15 protein-coding genes and 1 pseudogene are annotated in these 21565 nt (G+C 52.1%); 13 read left to right on the top strand and 3 right to left on the bottom strand.

All coding sequences use genetic code 11. The features are described 5' to 3' along the window. Positions 1 to 251: pseudogene (locus tag GF617_RS18140) on the top strand (IS4 family transposase); the annotation flags it as partial. Positions 252 to 286: 35 nt separating this feature from the next. Here the strand turns inward: GF617_RS18140 and GF617_RS18135 are convergent. The 3 genes from GF617_RS18135 to mutH form a co-directional block, all read right to left on the bottom strand. Next, positions 287 to 1327 (bottom strand): NADP(H)-dependent aldo-keto reductase, encoded by a 1041-nt coding sequence (locus GF617_RS18135; protein ID WP_181620622.1) that lies wholly within the window; start codon positions 1325 to 1327, stop codon positions 287 to 289. A gap of 123 nt (positions 1328 to 1450) precedes the next feature. Further along, complete coding sequence (locus tag GF617_RS18130) at positions 1451 to 1669, bottom strand: YgdI/YgdR family lipoprotein (protein ID WP_114978579.1); 219 nt, start codon at positions 1667 to 1669, stop codon at positions 1451 to 1453. A gap of 129 nt (positions 1670 to 1798) precedes the next feature. Then, positions 1799 to 2491 (bottom strand): DNA mismatch repair endonuclease MutH, encoded by a 693-nt coding sequence (gene mutH / locus GF617_RS18125; RefSeq protein WP_181620621.1) that lies wholly within the window; start codon positions 2489 to 2491, stop codon positions 1799 to 1801. A 683-nt stretch (positions 2492 to 3174) separates the two neighbouring features. Between mutH and rppH the strand changes: the two genes are divergently transcribed. From rppH to recD, 12 genes are all read left to right on the top strand, one after another. Further along, entirely contained in the window at positions 3175 to 3705 is a 531-nt protein-coding gene (gene rppH / locus GF617_RS18120) for an RNA pyrophosphohydrolase (RefSeq protein ID WP_181620620.1), read from the top strand. A gap of 12 nt (positions 3706 to 3717) precedes the next feature. Then, entirely contained in the window at positions 3718 to 5964 is a 2247-nt protein-coding gene (gene ptsP, locus GF617_RS18115) for a phosphoenolpyruvate--protein phosphotransferase (protein WP_181620619.1), read from the top strand. A gap of 229 nt (positions 5965 to 6193) precedes the next feature. Next, positions 6194 to 7069, top strand: a complete 876-nt coding sequence (lgt, locus tag GF617_RS18110; RefSeq protein WP_181620618.1) for a prolipoprotein diacylglyceryl transferase — start codon at positions 6194 to 6196, stop codon at positions 7067 to 7069. Between the two features lie 6 nt (positions 7070 to 7075). Further along, the gene (thyA, locus tag GF617_RS18105) at positions 7076 to 7870 is read left to right on the top strand and encodes a thymidylate synthase (protein WP_181620617.1); all 795 of its coding nucleotides are present in this window, start codon (positions 7076 to 7078) and stop codon (positions 7868 to 7870) included. Between the two features lie 184 nt (positions 7871 to 8054). Next, positions 8055 to 8519 carry a prepilin peptidase-dependent protein gene (locus tag GF617_RS18100; protein ID WP_181623825.1) on the top strand — a complete coding sequence of 155 codons (465 nt, stop codon included), beginning with the start codon at positions 8055 to 8057 and terminating at the stop codon, positions 8517 to 8519. Continuing rightward, positions 8510 to 9070 carry a prepilin peptidase-dependent protein gene (locus GF617_RS18095; RefSeq protein ID WP_203452202.1) on the top strand — a complete coding sequence of 187 codons (561 nt, stop codon included), beginning with the start codon at positions 8510 to 8512 and terminating at the stop codon, positions 9068 to 9070. Before GF617_RS18100 ends, GF617_RS18095 begins: the two co-directional genes overlap by 10 nt. Further along, entirely contained in the window at positions 9067 to 9471 is a 405-nt protein-coding gene (locus GF617_RS18090; RefSeq protein WP_203452201.1) for a DUF2509 family protein, read from the top strand. The genes GF617_RS18095 and GF617_RS18090 overlap by 4 nt, the downstream gene beginning before the upstream one ends. After that, on the top strand, positions 9456 to 9779 hold the full coding sequence (locus GF617_RS18085) for a prepilin-type N-terminal cleavage/methylation domain-containing protein (protein WP_203452200.1): 324 nt from the start codon (positions 9456 to 9458) through the stop codon (positions 9777 to 9779). The genes GF617_RS18090 and GF617_RS18085 overlap by 16 nt, the downstream gene beginning before the upstream one ends. A gap of 12 nt (positions 9780 to 9791) precedes the next feature. Next, positions 9792 to 13166 carry an exodeoxyribonuclease V subunit gamma gene (gene recC / locus GF617_RS18080; RefSeq protein ID WP_203452199.1) on the top strand — a complete coding sequence of 1125 codons (3375 nt, stop codon included), beginning with the start codon at positions 9792 to 9794 and terminating at the stop codon, positions 13164 to 13166. A gap of 140 nt (positions 13167 to 13306) precedes the next feature. Then, on the top strand, positions 13307 to 16189 hold the full coding sequence (ptrA, locus tag GF617_RS18075) for a pitrilysin (protein WP_203452198.1): 2883 nt from the start codon (positions 13307 to 13309) through the stop codon (positions 16187 to 16189). Further along, complete coding sequence (recB, locus tag GF617_RS18070) at positions 16186 to 19728, top strand: exodeoxyribonuclease V subunit beta (RefSeq protein WP_181620611.1); 3543 nt, start codon at positions 16186 to 16188, stop codon at positions 19726 to 19728. Before ptrA ends, recB begins: the two co-directional genes overlap by 4 nt. After that, a complete protein-coding gene (gene recD, locus GF617_RS18065; protein ID WP_203452197.1) occupies positions 19725 to 21545 on the top strand; it encodes an exodeoxyribonuclease V subunit alpha in 1821 nt (606 codons plus the stop codon). The genes recB and recD overlap by 4 nt, the downstream gene beginning before the upstream one ends. Positions 21546 to 21565 lie beyond the last annotated feature (20 nt).

Genomic DNA, 21565 nt, shown 5'->3' with positions numbered 1-21565 from the left:
TGGTGTTCCATCTGAAGGGAGATGATTTGCCTAACCAGCTTAGCTTCAGTGGAGCGATAAGCGAAATAATCCGGCTACTGATAACCCTGCCGTGGGCCTCACCGGGAAAAATGCCGGGCGAAATGAGAACGCTGTATGAACAAGCGAAATGGCTGATATTACCGGGGAGAAGGGAGCGAAGTTACCCGCGGGAACTCAGTGTAAAGACCAGAAAATATCCGGATAAAAAGGTTGCTGGTCACCTTAAGTGACCAGCATTAACCCGGAGGTTGCCGTTTTGCTTTTGTTACGGTGCTGGATAGGTATAAATCTGATGCACCGCTTCTATCTCCGCCAGAACGTCTTCGCTCAGTTCCAGATGGAAACTGTCGATGTTTGCTTTCAACTGTTCCATGGTGGTTGCTCCCAGGAGGGTACTGGCAACGAATGGCTGGCGACGCACAAAAGCCAGCGCCATCTGGGCTGGATCAAGCCCGTGTCGTTTCGCAATATCGACATAGGCCGCAACGGCTTTCTGTGTCTGCTCACCGCTGTAACGCGTAAAGCGACTGAACAGGGTATTGCGCGCCCCGGCAGGTTTTGCGCCATTCAGGTATTTGCCCGTGAGCGTTCCAAAGCCCAGACAGGAATAGGCGAGTAGCTCCACGTTCTCATATTGTGTAACTTCCGCCAGACCCACTTCATAGCTACGGTTTAGCAGGCTATAAGGGTTCTGAATGGTGACGATACGCGGTAAATCATGCTTATCAGCCAGGTGAAGGTAGCGCATCACACCAAACGCGGTTTCATTCGAGACGCCGATATAGCGGATCTTACCTGCGCGCTGGCATTCCGTGAGGGCTTCCAGTGTTTCAAGCAAGGTAACAACGGGGGCGCTCTCATTCCAGCTATAGCCGAGTTTACCGAAACAGTTCGTTGGACGTTGAGGCCAGTGAACCTGATACAGGTCGAGATAGTCAGTCTGCAAGCGCTTCAGGCTGGCATCCAGTGCGGCGCGAATGTTTTTGCGATCCAGTACCTGGTTTTGGCGGATCCCGCTGTCATTGTTGCGTGCAGGACCACTGACTTTAGAGGCGACGACCAGCTTTTCACGGTTGCCGCGTTTTGCCAGCCAGTTACCGACGTAGGTTTCAGTTAGCCCCTGTGTTTCCGGACGGGGAGGTACAGGGTACATCTCTGCGACATCAATCAGGTTAATCCCCTGGCTGATGGCGTAATCGAGTTGCGCATGGGCATCGGCTTCGCTGTTTTGTTCACCGAAAGTCATCGTGCCCAACCCCAGTTGGCTTATCTCCAGAGAGCTGTGGGGGATACGGTGATAATGCATAGCCGGCTTCCTTTACAATGGGCGTCAGGAACGTCCCGACGAAGGAGTATAAACATGGCAGAGGGGAGGCAAAAGGGGAAGGAAAAAATCAAAAAGGCCAGCAAGCGACTGACCTTTATCTGTTTATCGCTCGATAATTTGCGACACTTCATCACGATTGATTTGCATTTTATTCCCTTCCTGATCCCGGTAACTGACCAGGCCGGTATCATCGTCGACTTCGGGTTTTCCATCAGTGAGGATCATACGACCATCTTTTGTTGCCATCACATAATCGCTACTGCAACCTGAAACCGCGAAGGCTAAACCGACTGCTGAGATTAACACTGCCCATTTTTTCATCGTTATCATCCTCACCTGGCTCGTATCAAGTCATAGTGTAGTAATAACCTGATATTCCGCGATCGCAAAGCGGTAAAATCTTAAAAAGCAGGTGATTATGTTTGATACTGCGCAAATTTCGTTAAAAACCTATCTTTTTAGTAAGAAATGACGCGCGAGCAGTGCGCCGGTAAAGTTCTTTTTAAGATAAAAACCACGCGGCAAGGTCATGATTGTTTCACCCTGAGCACCAATCGCTTCGGTCAGCGCCTTGCTGTTCGCTGCTTTAGGGCGCAACTGGAGAACGTCTCCATGGCGGGCCGTAATGCGTTCAACCTGTCCAAGCACGATCATATCCATCAACTCCTCCCAGTCCAGACAGAGTTGCCGCTCTTCATGCGCATCTGGGCTCCAGAGAAGAGGCGCACCGACATGGCGTTCCGCAAGTGGGATTGCGCGATCCCCTTCAACAGGGATCCACAGTACTCGTTTCAGTTTGTGGCGAACATGGCTGGTTTCCCAGGTCACACCTGTATTTCCAGTTAAGGGGGCGACGCACACAAACGTGGTTTCCAGGGGTTTCCCCTGGCTATCCACAGGGATGGTTTTCAGTTCAATCCCCAGCGCCGCGAAATCTTGCTCTGGCTTGCTACCTGCGCTGGCCCCCAGCCACTGTTCAAGCAAAATGCCGATCCAGCCTTTATCGCGTTTGAGATTAGCTGGAATGGGTAAGCCTGCTATGGCGGCTAGTTCTCCGAGCGTATAGCCCGCCAGACACTGTGCCTGGTGCAGAAGTTGGTCTTCGCTGGAAGGGGGGGAGAGCAGCGGAGAAAGCGGAAGCATGAAGATAACCCTTTGATTAAAAAATGAACTAATAAATTGTGCTCTGTGGATAGAGTTTAACGTTTTCTGTACTAATATGACATGTGTATGATTTATAGGTTTTTTTTGTTAAATAAAACAAATCGTAGCTCGCGTAAAACACGGTTGTGCAAATCTGGTCACCGACAATAAACAGGATCTTACACTAGGTTATCCACAGAAAAGTGGGATAACTGGGAATAACCCATACTACTGTTTCAATTTACAGCCTTGACGTGCGACGAAAATCGAATTTTCACACAAATTGTGCCTAACTTATTGGCACAATCTGTGGATAAAACCGACGCTGTTCGATCTTTCATCAAGTCGAAGATCTCTGATGTGATGATCATCACGTTATCCAATGATTTTCTCATAGTTAAATGATTAACATAATGAAAAATAACATATTATATTAATTCGTGTTGCAGTGGATTTGTCGAGGGTTTTAGGTTGTCCATCGGTAATTCCATACTTCTTCACAACTATATCCACAGAAAAGGTGAATAAAATTGGCCTTGCGGCCCTTCATCTGTTTATAACTCCATTGTTTTTTGTGAGTTATTCAAATGTTATTCGATTGCAGGCCTGTAAGAGAGAGGTTTACCACCTCCCTGGAGTGTGAAACAATCATTCATATATAAGGTTTAGCTTGGGGTAGTCCGGTGATTGATGACGATGGCTACCGCCCAAACGTAGGTATCGTAATTTGTAATCGTCAGGGTCAGGTCATGTGGGCCAGACGATATGGTCAGCACTCCTGGCAATTCCCGCAAGGTGGGATAAATCCAGGGGAGTCCCCAGAACAAACGATGTACCGGGAGTTGTTCGAAGAGGTCGGCTTAAGCCGAAAAGATGTTCGCATCCTGGCTTCGACCCGCAACTGGTTGCGTTACAAGTTACCGAAACGTTTGGTGCGTTGGGACACAAAGCCGGTATGTATCGGCCAGAAACAGAAGTGGTTTCTTCTGCAGTTGGTGGGCAACGATTCAGATATCAATATGCAAACCAGCAGTACGCCTGAGTTCGATGGCTGGCGTTGGGTGAGTTACTGGTATCCTGTTCGTCAGGTCGTGTCGTTTAAACGCGATGTTTACCGTAGGGTGATGAAAGAGTTCGCAAGTGTTGTGATGTCGCTACAGGAGGTTCCTCCTAAGCCGCAAAGCGCACCTGCCTGGCGACGTAAAAGAGGTTAAGCTACGCAAATCATGCTCACCCGCTTGCGAGAAATAGTCGAAAAGGTGGCCAGTGCACCTCGCCTGAACGAGGCGCTGAATATTCTGGTCACCGACATCTGTCTTGCGATGGAAACCGAAGTCTGTTCGGTGTATCTGGCCGACCATGACCGGCGTTGTTATTACCTGATGGCGACCCGTGGTTTGAAGAAACCACGCGGCCGCACTGTTACGCTTGCATTTGATGAAGGCATTGTAGGCCTTGTCGGACGCCTCGCTGAACCTATCAACCTGGCTGATGCGCAAAAACACCCCAGTTTTAAATACATTCCTTCCGTAAAAGAAGAACGCTTCAGGGCGTTTCTCGGTGTGCCAATCATCCAGCGACGTCAATTGCTCGGTGTGCTGGTGGTACAGCAACGCGAACTGCGCCAGTACGACGAAAGCGAAGAGTCTTTCCTTGTTACGCTGGCGACACAGATGGCGGCGATCCTCTCGCAATCTCAGCTTGCGGCGCTGTTTGGGCAGTATCGTCACACGCGCATTCGCGCACTCCCGGCATCACCGGGGGTCGCCATTGCTGAAGGCTGGATGGACGCAACGCTGCCGTTGATGGAGCAGGTGTACGAAGCTTCGACGCTGGATGCCGTGCAGGAGCGCGAACGCCTTACCGCTGCTCTGGAAGAAGCGGCGAATGAATTTCGTCGCTACAGTAAGCGTTTTTCCGCAGGTGCGCAGAAAGAGACTGCCGCCATCTTTGATCTCTACTCGCACTTGCTTTCCGATGCGCGGCTGCGCCGGGAGCTGTTTGCTGAAGTAGACAAAGGCTCGGTGGCTGAATGGGCTGTTAAAAAGATCATCGAGAAATTTGCCGAGCAATTCGCGGCGCTGACGGACGGTTATCTCAAAGAGCGAGCGGGTGATTTGCGCACCCTGGGGCAGCGCCTGCTGTTCCATCTCGACGATACCATTCAGGGCGCAAATGCTTGGCCAAAACGATTTGTGCTGGTGGCTGATGAACTCTCGGCTACAACGCTTGCAGAGCTGCCGCACGACAGGCTGGCGGGCGTGGTGGTGCGCGATGGCGCAGCTAACTCCCATGCGGCCATCATGGTGCGTGCATTAGGCATTCCAACCGTCATGGGCGCGGATATCCAGCCATCGGTGCTCCATCGACGTACTCTGGTTGTGGACGGCTATCGCGGTGAGTTATTGGTCGATCCTGAGCCAGTGTTACTGCAGGAATACCAGCGCCTCATCAGCGAAGAGAATGAATTAAGCAAACTCGCAGAAGATGACGTTAATCTGCCTGCTCAGCTCAAAAGTGGTGAGCGGGTAAAAGTGATGCTCAATGCGGGTTTGAGCCCTGAGCACGAAGAAAAGCTCGGTAGCCGTATTGATGGTATCGGTTTATACCGCACTGAAATTCCCTTTATGTTGCAAAGCGGCTTCCCGTCAGAAGAGGAGCAGGTCGCGCAATATCAGGGGATGTTGCAGATGTTTAACGACAAACCCGTTACGTTACGCACCCTGGACGTTGGAGCCGACAAACAACTGCCTTATATGCCGATCAGTGAGGAGAATCCTTGTCTGGGTTGGCGTGGGATCCGCATTACGCTCGATCAGCCAGAGATCTTCTTGATCCAGGTGCGGGCCATGCTGCGTGCAAATGCGGCGACGGGCAATCTCAGTATTTTGTTGCCGATGGTCACCAGCATTGATGAAATTGACGAGGCTCGTCGCCTGATAGAACGCGCAGGGCGTGAAGTGGAGGAGATGATCGGTTATGCGATCCCTAAGCCACGTATCGGAGTCATGCTTGAAGTCCCTTCGATGGTTTTCATGCTGCCTCAACTGGCGAATCGCGTTGATTTTATCTCTGTCGGCACTAACGATCTCACGCAGTACATCCTGGCGGTAGATCGTAACAATACGCGTGTTGCCAGCATCTATGACAGCCTGCATCCCGCCATGCTCCGCGCGTTGGCTATGATCGCCCGTGAAGCCGAGCAATACGGACTCGATCTGCGTTTGTGCGGTGAAATGGCGGGAGACTCTATGTGTGTCGCCATTCTGATTGGCCTGGGGTTCCGCCACTTATCGATGAACGGTCGTTCTGTCGCGCGCGTGAAGTACCTGCTGCGGCATATCGACTATGAAGATGCGCAAGAACTTGCTGCGCGCAGCCTTGAGGCCCAACTGGCAACTGAAGTTCGACATCAGGTAGCCGCTTTTATGGAGCGACGTGGTATGGGCGGTCTTATTCGCGGCGGTCGATAATGTCCTCTGTTCCCTTATCGCAGGGGAAAAAACATCATTTTTTTCATCCTCTCCCACAGGGAGAGGACAACAAGCCATACCACCAGATATACACATCTTTTACATCTCAGGCGCATCCTCTGCGCCAGCCTTATGCTATGATTCGCAACTTTGGAGCCCCTGCCATCGGCTGGTGCGCATTTCTACCGCTGTCCACTTTCAGCGGAATAACAACATCTTGTGGTGACAGATGAACAGTGGTTATCTGCATTTTCCGGAATTTGATCCGGTCATTTTCTCAATCGGCCCCGTCGCACTTCACTGGTACGGCCTGATGTATCTGGTGGGTTTCATCTTTGCTATGTGGCTTGCTGGCCGTCGCGCCAGTCGTCCTGGTAGCGGTTGGACGAAGAACGAAGTTGAAAATCTGCTTTACGCAGGTTTCCTGGGGGTATTCCTTGGTGGCCGTATCGGTTATGTTTTGTTCTATAACTTCCCGGTATTCCTGAGCGATCCGCTTTATCTGTTCCGCGTCTGGGACGGCGGCATGTCCTTCCACGGTGGCTTGATTGGCGTGATCCTGGTGATGGTCATTTTTGCCAAACGCACCAAACGCAATTTCTTCCAGGTCTCTGACTTTATTGCGCCTCTGATCCCGTTTGGTCTGGGCGCTGGGCGTCTGGGTAACTTCATCAATGGTGAACTGTGGGGTCGTGTTGATCCGAGCGTTCCGTTTACGATGCTGTTCCCGGGGTCTCGTGCTGAAGACGTGGCGTTACTGCCATCCCACCCTGAGTGGCAATCGATTTTCGATACCTACGGTGTCTTGCCGCGCCATATGTCTCAGCTTTATGAACTGGCGCTCGAAGGCGTGGTGCTGTTTATCATTCTGAATCTGTTTATCCGCAAACCGCGTCCTATGGGCTCCGTATCGGGTCTGTTCCTGATTGGCTACGGCGCATTCCGTATCATCGTTGAGTTCTTCCGCCAGCCAGATGCGCAGTTTACTGGCGCGTGGGTACAGTACATCAGTATGGGGCAGATCCTCTCTATTCCGATGATTGTCGCGGGCATCATTATGATGGTCTGGGCGTATCGTCGCCGTCCACAGCAACAACTTTCCTGAGGAACCATGAAACAGTATCTTGAATTGATGAAAAAAGTGCTCGATGAGGGCACGCCGAAAAACGACCGTACCGGAACCGGTACGCTCTCTATTTTTGGCCACCAGATGCGCTTCAACTTACAGGAAGGCTTTCCTCTGGTGACGACGAAGCGCTGCCATTTGCGCTCGATCATTCATGAACTGCTCTGGTTCCTGCAAGGTGATACGAATGTTGCCTATCTACACGAAAATAACGTGTCTATCTGGGACGAATGGGCGGACGAAAACGGGAATCTGGGGCCGGTGTATGGCAAGCAATGGCGCGCATGGCCAACTCCAGATGGCCGTCATATCGACCAGATCACCACGGTTCTCAACCAGCTGAAAAATGATCCGGATTCGCGCCGCATCATCGTATCGGCCTGGAACGTTGGCGAACTGGATAAAATGGCGCTTGCGCCTTGCCATGCGTTCTTCCAGTTCTACGTGGCGGATGGAAAGCTCTCCTGCCAGCTTTATCAGCGTTCATGCGACGTATTCCTCGGCCTGCCATTTAATATTGCCAGCTATGCGTTGCTGGTACATATGATGGCGCAGCAGTGCGATCTGGAAGTGGGTGATTTTGTCTGGACCGGTGGCGATACTCACCTTTACAGCAACCATATGGAACAGACACATCTCCAGCTATCCCGAGAACCACGTGCGCTGCCGAAACTGGTCATCAAGCGTAAGCCTGATTCTATCTTTGATTATCGCTTCGATGATTTTGAGATCGAAGGGTATGACCCGCATCCGGGCATCAAAGCGCCTGTCGCTATCTGATACGGCAAATCCTGACATAACCGGTGCTTTTTAGCGCCGGTTTTTTTTCGCCTTTATTTTGTTTTCCGAGTCTGCTTCCGCCCGTTTTGCAACACTCTGCAACAGGTAAAATTTACTGGATAGCGGCTCGTAATGTTCCAATTCATGGCTCGTCAGCATGCCTGCATTTCGCCACACTCCTGGCATGAAAAAAGAGAACGGTTTTACGTTAATTGAAACCCTGGTAGCGATATCTGTTGTGGTTATTCTTAGCGCAACGGGACTTTATGGCTGGAACAACTGGCAACAACAGCATCGGTTATGGCAAACCGCAGGTCAGGTTCGCGATTACCTCGTTTTCCTGCGTAACGACGCTAACAGGCACAACCGGGACCATAAACTTAGTCTGATATTGAATGGAACAAGCACCTGCCTTGTCAGTTCGGTGGTGTCTGATTGCGAGGATAAAACACCATTTGTCTTAAGGCCGCTCTGGCCCGAAGTCACAATTACGGAGTTAACGCCTTCGCTGGGGTTTTATGGGTTACGTGACACCGCCTGGGCAGGCAGAGTTCGCGTACATAGCAGTGCAGGGGAGTGGTTGATTATCATCTCGAATGGAGGGCGTATCAGAATGTGCAATACCGCAGGAGAAAGCTCATGCCACTAAGAGCAGGTGGTTTTTCGCTGATCGAGGTGCTGATCGCCATGATGATCAGCAGCATCCTGTTGTTAAGCTCATCGCGTTTTTTACCCGGGCTGCAGCGGGCTATTTCGCTGCAATCTGGGCAACGGGAGCTTGAAGAGGCGGTCTGGCAGCGTCTTTTTTCCATTGGAAAGCAGCTTCAGCGGGCAGGGTATTGCGCTGGGAATTGTCAGGGGCAAGGGCTGGTGATCGGTAAACAGGGGCGTTGTGTCATTGTGCAGTGGGACGCAAACAGCAACGGAAATTGGGACATCACTCAATCTGAAAGCGACCAGACAGGTTTTCGTCTGGAATCGGGGTCTTTGGAAACACTACGAGGTGCAACATCCTGTGAGGGGAAGGGGTGGGAGAAAGTCACCGACCCGGACAGGCTTCGGATCCAACAGTTTGTGGTGACCAAAACTGAACGACTTGGTTTCGCTCCAGAACTGAACATTGAGCTGACGGCAGTAATAACAGGCTCACTCGCTTCCCCTTATAGCGCTCGCCATACCGTGACAGGGTTTAACCTGTGAATCGGCAGCGAGGAATGTCGTCACTGGCCATGGTTCTGCTGTTGCTGGTTCTTGGTAGCCTGGTGCTTTCTGGGTTGAATCAGCAGCTAAATACCTTCAGTGCATTGGTTGGTGGCGAGAGCCGGTCCCTTCAGTCTCAGGCCATCGTACAGTCTGCACTGGAATGGGGACGTATGCAGCACTGGCTGCCAGAAAGCGATATTCAGTGCAAACAGGCACAGCCGCCAGCACGCGTGTGTGTGAAGCTTCTGAGCGATGAGCGTGTTTTGCTGATTGCTGGAAACAATGATCTGCTGTCGTGGCGTACTGGCAAGGTGCTGGAAGGACATATCATTTTTTCCCCACATGGCTGGAGTGATTTTTGCCCGCTTAAGGAAAGTGCGTTATGCCAGTTGCCCTGAGTAAACAGAAAGGATTTAGCATGGTTGAAGTTTTGCTGGCGATGATGCTGCTGGTCTTAATTGTCACGGCGCTGTCTGGTTATCATCGGGAACTTGCCGTTCGCTTTACGGTTTTTAACCAATATCGCGAACTCTGGCACAATGCCTGGAATCAGTCTCAACTGGAAGCCAAAGCGCTGCCGGAAGGTTGGCAGGTTAACCGGGAGCAGACAACGCAGTCGGGATGTGTCAGCATCACGGTTACACTTATTTCTCCTCTGGGGCGGCGTGGTGAGATGACTCGCCTGCATTGCCCGGTCAGCCAGTAGTCGGGAGCGTCTATGTTAAGGGTTTACCACTCAAATCGTCTGGATGTGCTGGAAGCGCTGATGGAGTTCATTGTTGAGCGAGAGCGCCTTGACGATCCTTTTGAGCCCGAAATGGTGCTGGTGCAAAGCACTGGGATGGCGCAGTGGCTACAGATGTCACTTTCGCAAAAATTCGGTATTGCGGCGAACATCGAATTTCCACTCCCCGCCAGTTTTATCTGGGACATGTTTGTTCGCGTATTGCCAGATATCCCAAAACAGAGCGCATTCAACAAACAAAGTATGAGCTGGAAGTTGATGGCGCTGCTGCCGGAAATGTTGGCGCGTGATGAATTCGCTATGCTGCGCCACTATCTCAATGACGATACCGACAAACGAAAACTGTTCCAGCTCGCATCGCGTACTGCCGATCTTTACGACCAATATCTGGTTTATCGCCCGCAATGGCTGACCCGTTGGGAGGCTGGCGAGCTGGTTGATGATCTGCCGGAGGCGCAGATCTGGCAAGCACCATTGTGGAAAGCGCTGGTAGAACATACCGCGAAGCTAGGCCAACCGTTGTGGCATCGCGCCAATTTATACGATCGGTTCATTTCAATACTGGAAACCGCTTCAGAGCGCCCCACGGGACTGCCATCACGGGTGTTTATTTGTGGTATTTCGGCACTACCGCCAGTTTATCTGGATGCGCTAAAAGCACTGGGTAAGCATGTTGATATCCATATCCTGTTTACTAACCCATGCCGCCATTATTGGGGGGATATTCAGGATTCGCGCTGGCTTTCGAGACTGGTGACAAGGCAAAGACGGCGCATCTTTGAAGAACGGACCATCCCGCTGTTTAAGGACAGTGCAACGGCATCGATGCTCTTCGATGAAGAGGGTATTCAGAACCTTCCAAATCCACTTCTTGCCTCCTGGGGAAAATTGGGACGCGATTATATTCACATGCTCTCTGATATCACTTCATCAGGTGAGGGCGATGTTGATGCGTTTGCGGAGATCAGCCCGGATAGCTTGCTACACAATATCCAGTTAGACATTCTGGATCTTGAAAATCGTGCCGTTGCGGGGATCACTGCCGACGAATTTGCGCGTAGCGATCGGAAGAGAAGGTTGGATCCTGACGATCGCAGTATATCGATCCATGTGTGCCACAGCCCGCAGCGTGAAGTGGAGATCCTGCACGACCGTTTACTGGCACTCCTGCAAGACGATCCTGATTTAACCCCGCGCGACATCGTGGTGATGGTGGCTGATATCGATAGCTATAGCCCCTTCATTCAGGCTGTTTTTGGTAGCGCCACGGGGGAGCGTTATCTGCCTTATGCAATATCTGACCGACGAGCGCGGCAGTCTCATCCGGCATTGCAGGCATTTGTTAGTTTGCTGTCACTCCCTGATAGCCGGTTTATCTCTGAAGATGTGCTGGCGCTACTTGATGTACCTGTACTGGCAGCCCGCTTTGGAATTGATGAAGAAGGGTTACGCTACCTGCGCCAGTGGGTGAATGAATCCGGCGTGCGCTGGGGGATTGATGACGATAACGTTCAGGAATTTGATCTCCCGCCTACTGGTCAACATACCTGGCAGTTTGGGCTTACGCGTATGTTGCTGGGCTACGCAATGGAGAGCAGCCAGGGCGAGTGGAAAGATGTTCTGCCTTATGATGAATCCAGCGGTCTCATTGCTGAGCTGGTTGGCCATCTGGCCTCGTTGTTGATGCAGCTTAACCGCTGGCGGCGTGAGCTGATACAGCCTCGCACCCTTGAAGAGTGGCTACCGGTTTGCCGTGAGATGCTCAGTGATTTCTTCCTGCCGGATAGTGAAACAGAAGCAGCAATGGCACTCATTGAAAAGCAGTGGCAGGCGATCGTTGAAGAGGGGGCTGATTCCCACTATACGGAGACGGTTCCCCTGTCGCTATTGCGTGACGAACTGACCCAGAGGCTTGATCAAGAACGAATCAGCCAGCGCTTCCTTGCCGGGCCTGTCAACATTTGTACCTTGATGCCCATGCGTTCTATTCCGTTCAAAGTGGTTTGCCTGCTGGGGATGAATGACGGTATTTACCCACGAGCACTCGCGCCTCTGGGTTTTGATCTGATGAGTCCGAAACCGAAACGGGGCGATCGTAGTCGGCGTGATGATGACCGCTATCTTTTCCTCGAAGCGCTGATCTCAGCTCAAAGCAAGTTGTATATCAGTTATATCGGGCGCTCAATTCAGGATAACAGTGAGCGTTTTCCGTCGGTTCTGGTGCAAGAATTGGTGGATTACATCGGGCAGAGTCACTATCTGCCAGGGGATGAAGCGCGTAATTGTGACGAAAGCGAACAGCACGTGAAGGTGCACATTACGTTTTGCCATAGCCGAATGCCCTTTGATCCGATGAACTATGTCGTAAGTGAGTATCAAAGCTACGCCTGTGAGTGGCTACCCGCGGCGAAAAAAGAGGGGACTGCACACACTGAGTTTATTCAGGAGCTTGAACCACGCCCGTTTGACACACTGACCTTTGAGCAACTCTTGCGCTTCTGGTCACATCCGGTGCGGGCATTTTTTCAGCAGCGATTACAAGTCAACTTTCGATCTGAAGAGGGCGATATTCCTGATACTGAACCCTTTACCCTTGAAGGGCTTGAGCGCTATCAGTTGAATGTTCAGTTGTTGAACGCACTCGTCGAGCAGGAAGATGCACACAGTCTGTTCCGTCGTTATCGGGCTGCCGGGCAGTTGCCATATGGTGCATTCGGGGAAATAGCCTGGGATGCGCAATGCCAGGAGATGCTGGCCCTTGCAGGCCGTGTTATCGAATGTCGCCAACCGGGGAAAAGTCTCGAAATAGACCTCAATTGCAATGGTGTGCAATTGACGGGCTGGCTCTCTCAGGTTCAGCCAGACGGGCTGCTCCGCTGGCGTCCATCCATGCTCAGCGTTTCGCAAGGCTTGCAACTCTGGCTCGAACATCTTGTCTATAGTGCTGGTGGTAATGAAGGTGAAAGCCGGTTGTTCGTGCGTAAAGAGGGCGAGTGGCGTTTTCCTCCGATGGCTGCAGATCAGGCGTTAACCTTGCTGTCAGTGTTTGTTGAAGGCTATCGGCAAGGGATGAACAAACCTCTCCTGCTCCTGCCAGAAAGTGGAGGGGCGTGGATAAAAGCTTGTTACGATGTGCAGAATGATGCCATGTTAACGGACGATGCAACGTTGCAGAAAGCACGTAGTAAATTCTTGCAGGCGTACGAAGGAAACATGATGGTGCGTGGTGAAGGCGAGGATGTCTGGTATCAACGCCTGTGGCGTACACTTGAGCCAGAATACTTCGAGACCATCACGAAAGAGGCGCAGCACTACCTGTTACCCTTGTTTAAATTTAATCAGTCCTGATTGCTGTATAAAAATTGCACAGATTTTGGTGTTCATTTATTATGCACTTCTTATCACGGACCGATGTACCAAAAGAAAGAGATGCTGGTGTGTCCAGCACGCAGTTTGTTAATGATGTAGCCGTGATAAAGAGGTCGTGAATGCCAGGCAGCACCTTGTTCAAAGCGTTTGTTTTGTTTGTCGCCCTTTGGGCTCCCGTCACTCAGGCAGACTCCGGTTGGCAACCCGTTCAGGAAACTATCCGTAAGAGCGAAAAAGATACCCGTCAGTATCAGGCGATTCGTCTTGATAACGGCATGACTGTACTGTTGGTTTCCGATCCACAGGCGGTGAAATCGCTGTCAGCGCTGGTTGTTCCTGTTGGGTCGCTTGAAGACCCTGATGCTCACCCAGGGCTTGCCCACTATCTGGAACACATGACGCTGATGGGGTCTAAAAAATACCCTCAGCCGGATAGCTTATCCGAATTTCTGAAAATGCATGGCGGCAGCCACAATGCCAGTACTGCACCCTATCGCACGGCGTTTTATCTCGAAGTCGAAAATGATGCGCTGGAAGGGGCGGTAGACCGTCTTGCGGATGCGATTGCCGCGCCTCTGTTAGATAAAAAATATGCCGACCGTGAGCGCAACGCGGTGAATGCCGAACTGACCATGGCTCGCACACGTGATGGTATGCGAATGGCGCAGGTGAGTGCCGAAACCATCAACCCGGCTCACCCTGGCTCACGCTTCTCTGGTGGAAATCTGGAGACGCTGAGCGATAAACCCAACAGCCCTGTACTCGATGCTTTGCATGCCTTTCGTGATAAGTACTATTCAGCAAACCTCATGAAAGCGGTTATTTACAGCAATAAACCGTTACCTGAACTGGCGAGAATTGCTGCACAGACTTTTGGTCGGGTTCCAAATAAAAATATCGACGTACCACAGATTAATGTGCCGGTCGTGACGGATGCGCAGAAAGGGATCGTGATTCACTATGTCCCAGCATTGCCGCGTAAAGTGTTGCGTATTGAGTTCCGTATCGATAACAACACGGCGCAGTTCCGCAGCAAAACGGATGAGCTTGTGACTTACCTTATTGGTAACCGTAGCCCAGGTACACTTTCTGACTGGTTGCAAAAGCAAGGGCTTGTCGAAGGTATTCGTGCCGATTCTGATCCTGTTGTTAACGGCAACAGTGGTGTGCTGGCGATCTCTGCCACCCTTACGGATAAAGGCCTTGCGAACCGTGATGAAGTGGTTGCAGCCATTTTCAGTTACCTCTCACTGCTGCGGGATAAGGGTATTGATAAACGCTACTTCGATGAACTGGCCCATGTGCTGGATCTCGATTTCCGTTACCCGTCTATAACACGGGACATGGACTACGTTGAATGGCTCGCAGACACCATGATTCGCGTACCGGTGGAACATACGCTGGATGCGGTCAATATTGCCGATCAGTATGATGCTGATGCGGTAAAAGCACGCCTGGCGATGATGACGCCGAAAAACGCCCGTATCTGGTACATCAGCCCGAACGAACCGCACAATAAAACGGCCTATTTTGTCGATGCCCCTTATCAGGTCGATAAAATCAGTGAGCAGACGTTCTCTGACTGGCAGAAAAAGGCCGGGCAGATTGCGCTCAAATTGCCGGAGCTGAACCCCTACATTCCGGATGATTTCTCGCTGATTAAAACCATAAAAGCCTATCCGCATCCTGAGCTTATTGTTGATGAGCCGACGCTTCGTGTGGTGTATACCCCAAGCCGCTATTTTGCGAACGAACCAAAAGCGGATGTCAGCGTGGTGCTGCGTAACCCGAAAGCGATGGACAGTGCCAAAAACCAGGTTATGTTTGCGCTCAACGACTATCTGGCCGGTATTGCGCTCGACCAGCTCAGCAACCAGGCCGCGGTGGGCGGGATTAGCTTCTCGACAAATGCGAATAACGGCCTGATGGTTAATGCTAATGGCTATACCCAGCGTTTACCGCAACTTTTCCAGGCATTGCTGGAAGGATATTTCAGCTATACGCCAACGGAAGAGCAGTTTGAACAGGCCAAATCCTGGTACGCGCAGATGATGGATTCTGCGGAAAAGGGCAAAGCCTACGATCAGGCGATAATGCCTGCACAGATGTTGTCGCAAATCCCGTACTTCCAGCGTGAAGAGCGCCGTGCGTTGCTGCCCACTATCTCGCTTAAAGATGTGCTGGATTACCGCGGCTTGCTTAAAACCAATACCCGTCCTGAGTTCCTGATTGTCGGGAACATGGGAGAAGACCAGGCGAAAACGCTGGCACAGAATGTACGGACACAACTGGGTTCGAAAGGTGAAGTCTGGTGTCGTAACCAGGATGTCCTGGTTGAGAAAAAACAGAATGTGATTTTTGAGAAGGCGGGAAGCAGTACGGACTCTGCACTGGCTGCCGTCTTTGTGCCAACAGGCTACGACGAATTTGCCAGTTCCGCGCAAAGCGCTGTGTTGGGGCAGATTATTCAACCGTGGTTCTACAACCAGTTACGCACAGAAGAGCAACTTGGCTATGCGGTCTTTGCATTTTCAATGAATGTTGGGCGTCAATGGGGATTGGGTTTCCTGCTGCAAAGCAGCGATAAACAACCTGCGTACCTTTGGCAGCGATATCAAGCCTTCTTCCCGCAAGCGGAAGAAAAACTGCGTGCCATGAAGCCTGAGGAGTTTGCTCAAATCCAGCAGGCTGTGATCGCTCAAGTCACACAACAGCCGCAGACGCTGGGTGAAGAAGCTTCGCAACTGAGCAAAGATTTTGATCGCGATAATCTGAGCTTTGATTCGCGTGATAAAGTAGTGGCAGAGATAAAACAGCTGACACCTCAAAAGGTTGCCGATTTCTTCCATCAGGCGGTGGTTAAACCGCAGGGAATGGCCATCTTGTCTCAGGTTTCCGGCAGCCAGAATGGGAAAACGGACTACGTGAATCCGAAGGGCTGGAAAGTGTGGAAGAGTGTCAGTGCATTACAGCAATCTATGCCCTGGAGTAAGAAAGAATGACCGATACCGCTGAGTCCCTTGATCCCTTACGTTTACCCCTACAAGGGGAACGATTGATTGAAGCCTCAGCGGGAACGGGAAAAACCTACACCATTGCCGCTCTCTATCTTCGCCTGTTACTGGGGCTCGGTGGCGATGCGGCATTTCCAAAACCGCTAAGCGTGGAAGAGCTACTGGTAGTGACCTTTACTGAGGCCGCTACCGCTGAGTTACGCGGACGTATTCGTTCGAATATCCATGAGCTGCGTATTGCCTGTTTGCGTCAGAGTACGGATAACCCTCTTTACGCGCGCCTTTTGGACGACATTGTCGATAAGCAACAGGCGGCCCAGTGGCTGCTGTTAGCAGAACGACAAATGGACGAGGCCGCTGTATTTACCATTCACGGTTTCTGCCAGCGAATGCTTAGCCTCAATGCGTTTGAGTCCGGCATGCTGTTTGAGCAGCAGCTTATTGAAGATGAGTCTGAACTGCGTTATCAGGCCTGTGCAGATTTCTGGCGTCGTCATTGCTATCCACTGCCGCGAGATATTGCCGAAGCGGTTCACGCGCTATGGAAAGGCCCGGAAGAGCTTCTTCGCGCCATTGACCGTTATCTCCAGGGCGAGGCCCCGGTCATTAAATCCCCGCCGCCAGCCGATGAAACCCTGGCTTCACGCCATGAAAAGATCGTTTCGCAAATTGCGGCTTTAAAGCGAAAGTGGAATGCGTCAGTCGGTGAGATTGAGGCGATCATCGAAAACTCCGGGATAGACAGACGCAAATTTAACCGTGGCAATCAGGGTAAATGGATCGACAAGATCAGCGCTTGGGCGCAGGAAGAGACACGAGGCTACCAGCTCCCGGATGCGCTGGAGAAATTCTCCCAACGTTTTTTGGTTGAGCGAACTAAAGCTGATGGCATTGTCCCTGAGCATGCCCTGTTTGTTGCCATAGAGACCTTACTCGCCGAGCCGTTAACCCTTAATGACCTGATGATCACCCGTGCCATGACGGAAATTCGTGAGACCGTAACGCGTGAAAAACGTCGCCGGGGTGAGCTTGGGTTTGACGATATGTTAAGCCGTCTGGATGCGGCGCTGTGTAGCGAAAACGGCGAAGCGCTTGCCTCTGCTATCCGTACCCGCTTTCCGGTAGCAATGATTGATGAATTTCAGGATACCGATCCCCAGCAGTATCGTATTTTCCGTCGTATCTGGCGGCAGCAGCCAGAGACTGCGCTGTTGCTGATTGGCGATCCTAAGCAGGCGATTTATGCCTTCCGTGGCGCGGATATTTTCACCTATATGAAAGCCCGTAGTGAGGTTGAAGCGCACTATACGCTGGACACTAACTGGCGGTCTGCCCCTGGTATGGTTGAGAGCGTGAATACGCTGTTCAGGCGTATGGATACGGCTTTCATGTTCAAGGAAATTCCCTTTAAGCCGGTAAAGTTTGCCGATAAAAATGCCTCATTACGTTTCGAATTCAATGGTCAGGTTCAGCCAGCCATGAACTTCTGGCTGCTGCAGGGGGAAGGTTGTGGCGTCGCGGACTATCAAAATGCGATGGCGCAGTACTGCGCCGCACAAATCCGTGACTGGCTTAGTGCGGGCGCACGTGGTGACGCGGTGTTGTGGAAGGGGAATAAATCGACCCCAGTGAAGGCATCAGATATTACGGTACTGGTGCGTAGCCGTCAGGAAGCGGCGCTCGTTCGCGATGCATTGACGCTACTGAATATCCCGTCCGTTTATCTCTCCAACCGTGATAGCGTTTTTGAAACTCTGGAAGCCCAGGAGATGCTGTGGTTGCTCCAGGCCGTGCTGTCCCCGGAACGAGAGAGCACGCTTCGCAGCGCGTTGGCAAGTTCCATGCTGGGGCTAAACGCACGTGATATTGATGTCCTTAACAACGACGAAGCCACCTGGGATACCGTGGTGGAAGAGTTTGTTCACTATCGCGAGCGCTGGCAAAAGCGCGGGGTTATGGCGATGCTACGAGAACTGATGACCCAGCGTCGCATTGCGGAGAATATGCTCGCAACAGCAGGTGGTGAGCGCCGTCTGACCGATATTTTGCATATCAGTGAGTTGTTACAGGAAGCCGGAACGCAGCTTGAGAGTGAACATGCCCTGGTGCGCTGGTTGTCGCAGCACATTGCCGATCCCAACAGTAACGCCTCCAGCCAGCAGATGCGCCTTGAGAGTGATAAGCATCTCGTGCAAATCGTCACCATTCACAAGTCAAAAGGGCTGGAGTATCCGTTAGTCTGGCTGCCGTTTATTGCCAATTACCGGGCGCAAGACCAGGCGTTTTATCACGATCGTGATTCGTATGAAGCGGTGCTCGATCTCAGCAACGCAGAGAGCAGCGTCGAGCTTGCCGAAGCTGAACGTCTGGCGGAAGATTTGCGCCTGCTTTATGTGGCCCTGACCCGTTCGGTTTGGCATTGCAGCCTGGGTATCGCTCCGTTGTTCCGGCGTCGTGGCGAGAAGGCGGGAGAGTCTGATTTTCATTTGAGCGCGTTGGGGCGGCTTATCCAACAGGGTGAGCCGAAAGATGCTGCGGGGCTTCGTCAGTGTATTGAATCGCTTTGTGGGGATAATATTGCGCTACAGACCCCTGAAGAGTCTGACAGTCGTCGCTGGCAGATGCCTGAGCAGCATGAGCCTGATCTACACGCGCGGCAGATTACACGAACGATAGCAGACGACTGGCGTGTGACCAGTTACTCGGGGTTGCAGCAGCATGGGCAAAGCATTGCCCAGGATCTGATGCCAAAACTGGATGTGGATGCCGCAGGTGTGGGTGACATTCTGGCGGAGCCCGCGCTGACGCCACATCAATTCCCGCGTGGAGCCTCACCCGGAACATTCCTCCATAGCCTGTTTGAAGAGCTTGATTTTACTCAGCCCGTCTCTGCGGATTGGGTACTGGAGATGTTGCAAAAAGGGGGCTACGACGCAAGCTGGCAACCGGTACTGACGTCGTGGATCACCACTATTTTAGAGGTGCAACTGACGCCGCGAGGCCTCTCGCTGAGCCAGTTAACATCCAAAGATAAACAGGTCGAGATGGAGTTCTATCTCCCCATCGAGAGCCCGCTCAACGCAGGGGCGCTGGATGCGCTGATCCGCGAGCACGATCCCTTATCTGCCGGCTGTCCGCCGCTGAATTTCCGCCAGGTACAGGGTATGCTGAAAGGGTTTATCGACCTGGTTTTCCGTCATGAAGGGCGCTATTACCTGCTGGATTACAAATCAAACTGGCTGGGTGAAAACAGTGATGCATACACCCGAGAGGCAATGGCTTCTGCGATGCAGTCCCACCGCTATGATTTGCAGTATCAGCTTTATACCCTGGCGCTGCATCGCTATCTGCGTCACCGCATTGCGGACTACACCTACGATGCGCATTTTGGTGGCGTCATCTACCTGTTCTTGCGTGGCGTTGATGCTGCCGATCCGCAATCAGGTATCTTTAGCACGCGCCCGGACGTAGCATTGATTGAAAAAATGGACATGTTATTTGCAGCCAGCACGGAGGAGATGGCATGACAATGCAGGAATTGTTGCTTGAGGCGGCAGATCAGCGTCTGCTGCGTCAGCTTGATGTGCAGTTCGCTATGGCCATTGCAGGTGATCGGCCCGCCGTAATGCTTGCTGCTGCTATCCTCAGTCGGGATACGGGGGAGGGGCATGTGTGTTTGCCGCTTTCACGGTTGGTACTCGATGAAAAAATGCCGTCGGCGATCCAATCTTGTTTTGCGCTGCTCGGAGAGTCCGTGAACTGGCAAACGCTATTATTGAGCTCTGAAGCCGTCAGTACAGGAGAAAGTCCTACGCCGTTAATCCTGGCGGGTGATCGTTTATACCTCAACCGCCTTTGGCGTAATGAACTCACCGTTGCGCACTTCTTTAACGAAGCCAACACGCCGCTTTCCTATGATGAAGCCCAGCTTCAGCAGACGCTGGAGGGGTTATTTACGTCCGGCGAATCCCTTGACTGGCAGAAAGTGGCCGCCGCTGTTGCGCTAACACGACGGATCTCCGTGATTTCTGGTGGCCCCGGTACGGGGAAAACGACCACTGTTGCAAAACTACTGGCTGCACTTATCCAGATAGCGGGCGAACAAAAATGCCGTATTCGTCTGGCGGCGCCTACGGGGAAAGCCGCGGCCAGATTGACGGAATCCCTGGGAGGTGCGCTGCAAAAACTGCCTCTTACCGACGCGCAGCTTGCGCTGTTCCCGGGTGAGGCCAGCACTTTGCACCGTTTATTGGGGGCGCAGCCGGGAAGCCAGCGTTTACGCTACCATGCGGGAAACCCGTTACATCTGGATGTGCTGGTGGTGGATGAAGCTTCAATGATCGACCTGACCATGATGTCACGGTTGATTAATGCGCTACCGCCTCATGCACGGGTTATCTTTCTGGGCGATCGCGACCAGCTTGCATCGGTTGAAGCTGGGGCGGTGTTGGGGGATATCTGCACTTATGCCAGCCTGGGCTACACCACTGAACGTGCCCTGGAGTTGGCACGTTTAACCGGCTGCCAGGTGGAAGGAAATGAAGAACCACTGGCGGGAACATTGCGCGACAGCCTCTGTTTGCTGCAAAAGAGCTACCGTTTCGGGAGTGATTCTGGTATTGGGCAACTTGCTGCAGCGGTGAATCGGGGTGATTGTCAAGCAACTCGCTCAGTGTTTAATGGCGCATTCGAGGATATCGAGAAAAAGCCGCTGGAGAGTGGTGATGATTATCTGGCAATGCTCAATGATGCTTTGCATGGTTATCAGCGTTTTTTAGAAAATATTCAGCAGCAGAGCATGCCGGGGCAGGTCATTGCCGCGTTTGGTGAATTTCAGCTTCTGTGTGCTCTGAGAGAGGGGCCTTTTGGTGTGACCGGTCTGAATGAGCGACTGGAGCAGGTGCTGACACAAAAGCGCAAGATTGTTCGTTCGGCACATTCACGCTGGTATGAAGGACGTCCGGTGATGATCTCCCGCAATGACAGCGCACTGGGTTTGTTTAATGGAGATATTGGCATTGCGCTTGATCGTGGCCAGGGACTACGCGTGTGGTTCCAGATGCCGGATGGTAGCGTGAAGTCAGTACAACCCAGTCGTTTGCCCGAACACGAAACCGCGTGGGCAATGACGGTCCATAAATCGCAAGGGTCTGAGTTTAATCATGCGGCGCTGATCCTGCCTCCGCAACTCTCACCGGTCATTACGCGTGAGCTGGTTTACACCGCGATAACCCGTGCACGTCAGCGTTTGTCGCTGTATACCGATGAGCGTGTTTTGGTGCAGGCGATTGTCACGCGTACTGAGCGTCGAAGCGGTTTAAGCGCAATTTTCGATGCAAGGTAAGTATCTGCCCCCACCGGACG

Source organism: Lelliottia sp. RWM.1 (assembly GCF_016859735.1).
GTDB lineage: Bacteria > Pseudomonadota > Gammaproteobacteria > Enterobacterales > Enterobacteriaceae > Enterobacter.
Note: the sequence above shows the minus strand (reverse complement) of the source record. Positions and strands in the feature narration are given on the sequence as shown.

Bases quoted from the DNA above. Each gene is read 5' to 3' on its own strand.
- GF617_RS18135 (WP_181620622.1), bottom strand. From the start codon at position 1,327: ATGCATTATCACCGTATCCCCCACAGCTCTCTGGAGATAAGCCAACTG.
- GF617_RS18130 (WP_114978579.1), bottom strand. From the start codon at position 1,669: ATGAAAAAATGGGCAGTGTTAATCTCAGCAGTCGGTTTAGCCTTCGCG.
- mutH (WP_181620621.1), bottom strand. From the start codon at position 2,491: ATGCTTCCGCTTTCTCCGCTGCTCTCCCCCCCTTCCAGCGAAGACCAA.
- ptsP (WP_181620619.1), top strand. From the start codon at position 3,718: ATGCTCACCCGCTTGCGAGAAATAGTCGAAAAGGTGGCCAGTGCACCT.
- lgt (WP_181620618.1), top strand. From the start codon at position 6,194: ATGAACAGTGGTTATCTGCATTTTCCGGAATTTGATCCGGTCATTTTC.
- thyA (WP_181620617.1), top strand. From the start codon at position 7,076: ATGAAACAGTATCTTGAATTGATGAAAAAAGTGCTCGATGAGGGCACG.
- GF617_RS18100 (WP_181623825.1), top strand. From the start codon at position 8,055: ATGAAAAAAGAGAACGGTTTTACGTTAATTGAAACCCTGGTAGCGATA.
- GF617_RS18095 (WP_203452202.1), top strand. From the start codon at position 8,510: ATGCCACTAAGAGCAGGTGGTTTTTCGCTGATCGAGGTGCTGATCGCC.
- GF617_RS18085 (WP_203452200.1), top strand. From the start codon at position 9,456: ATGCCAGTTGCCCTGAGTAAACAGAAAGGATTTAGCATGGTTGAAGTT.
- recC (WP_203452199.1), top strand. From the start codon at position 9,792: ATGTTAAGGGTTTACCACTCAAATCGTCTGGATGTGCTGGAAGCGCTG.
- ptrA (WP_203452198.1), top strand. From the start codon at position 13,307: ATGCCAGGCAGCACCTTGTTCAAAGCGTTTGTTTTGTTTGTCGCCCTT.
- recB (WP_181620611.1), top strand. From the start codon at position 16,186: ATGACCGATACCGCTGAGTCCCTTGATCCCTTACGTTTACCCCTACAA.
- recD (WP_203452197.1), top strand. From the start codon at position 19,725: ATGACAATGCAGGAATTGTTGCTTGAGGCGGCAGATCAGCGTCTGCTG.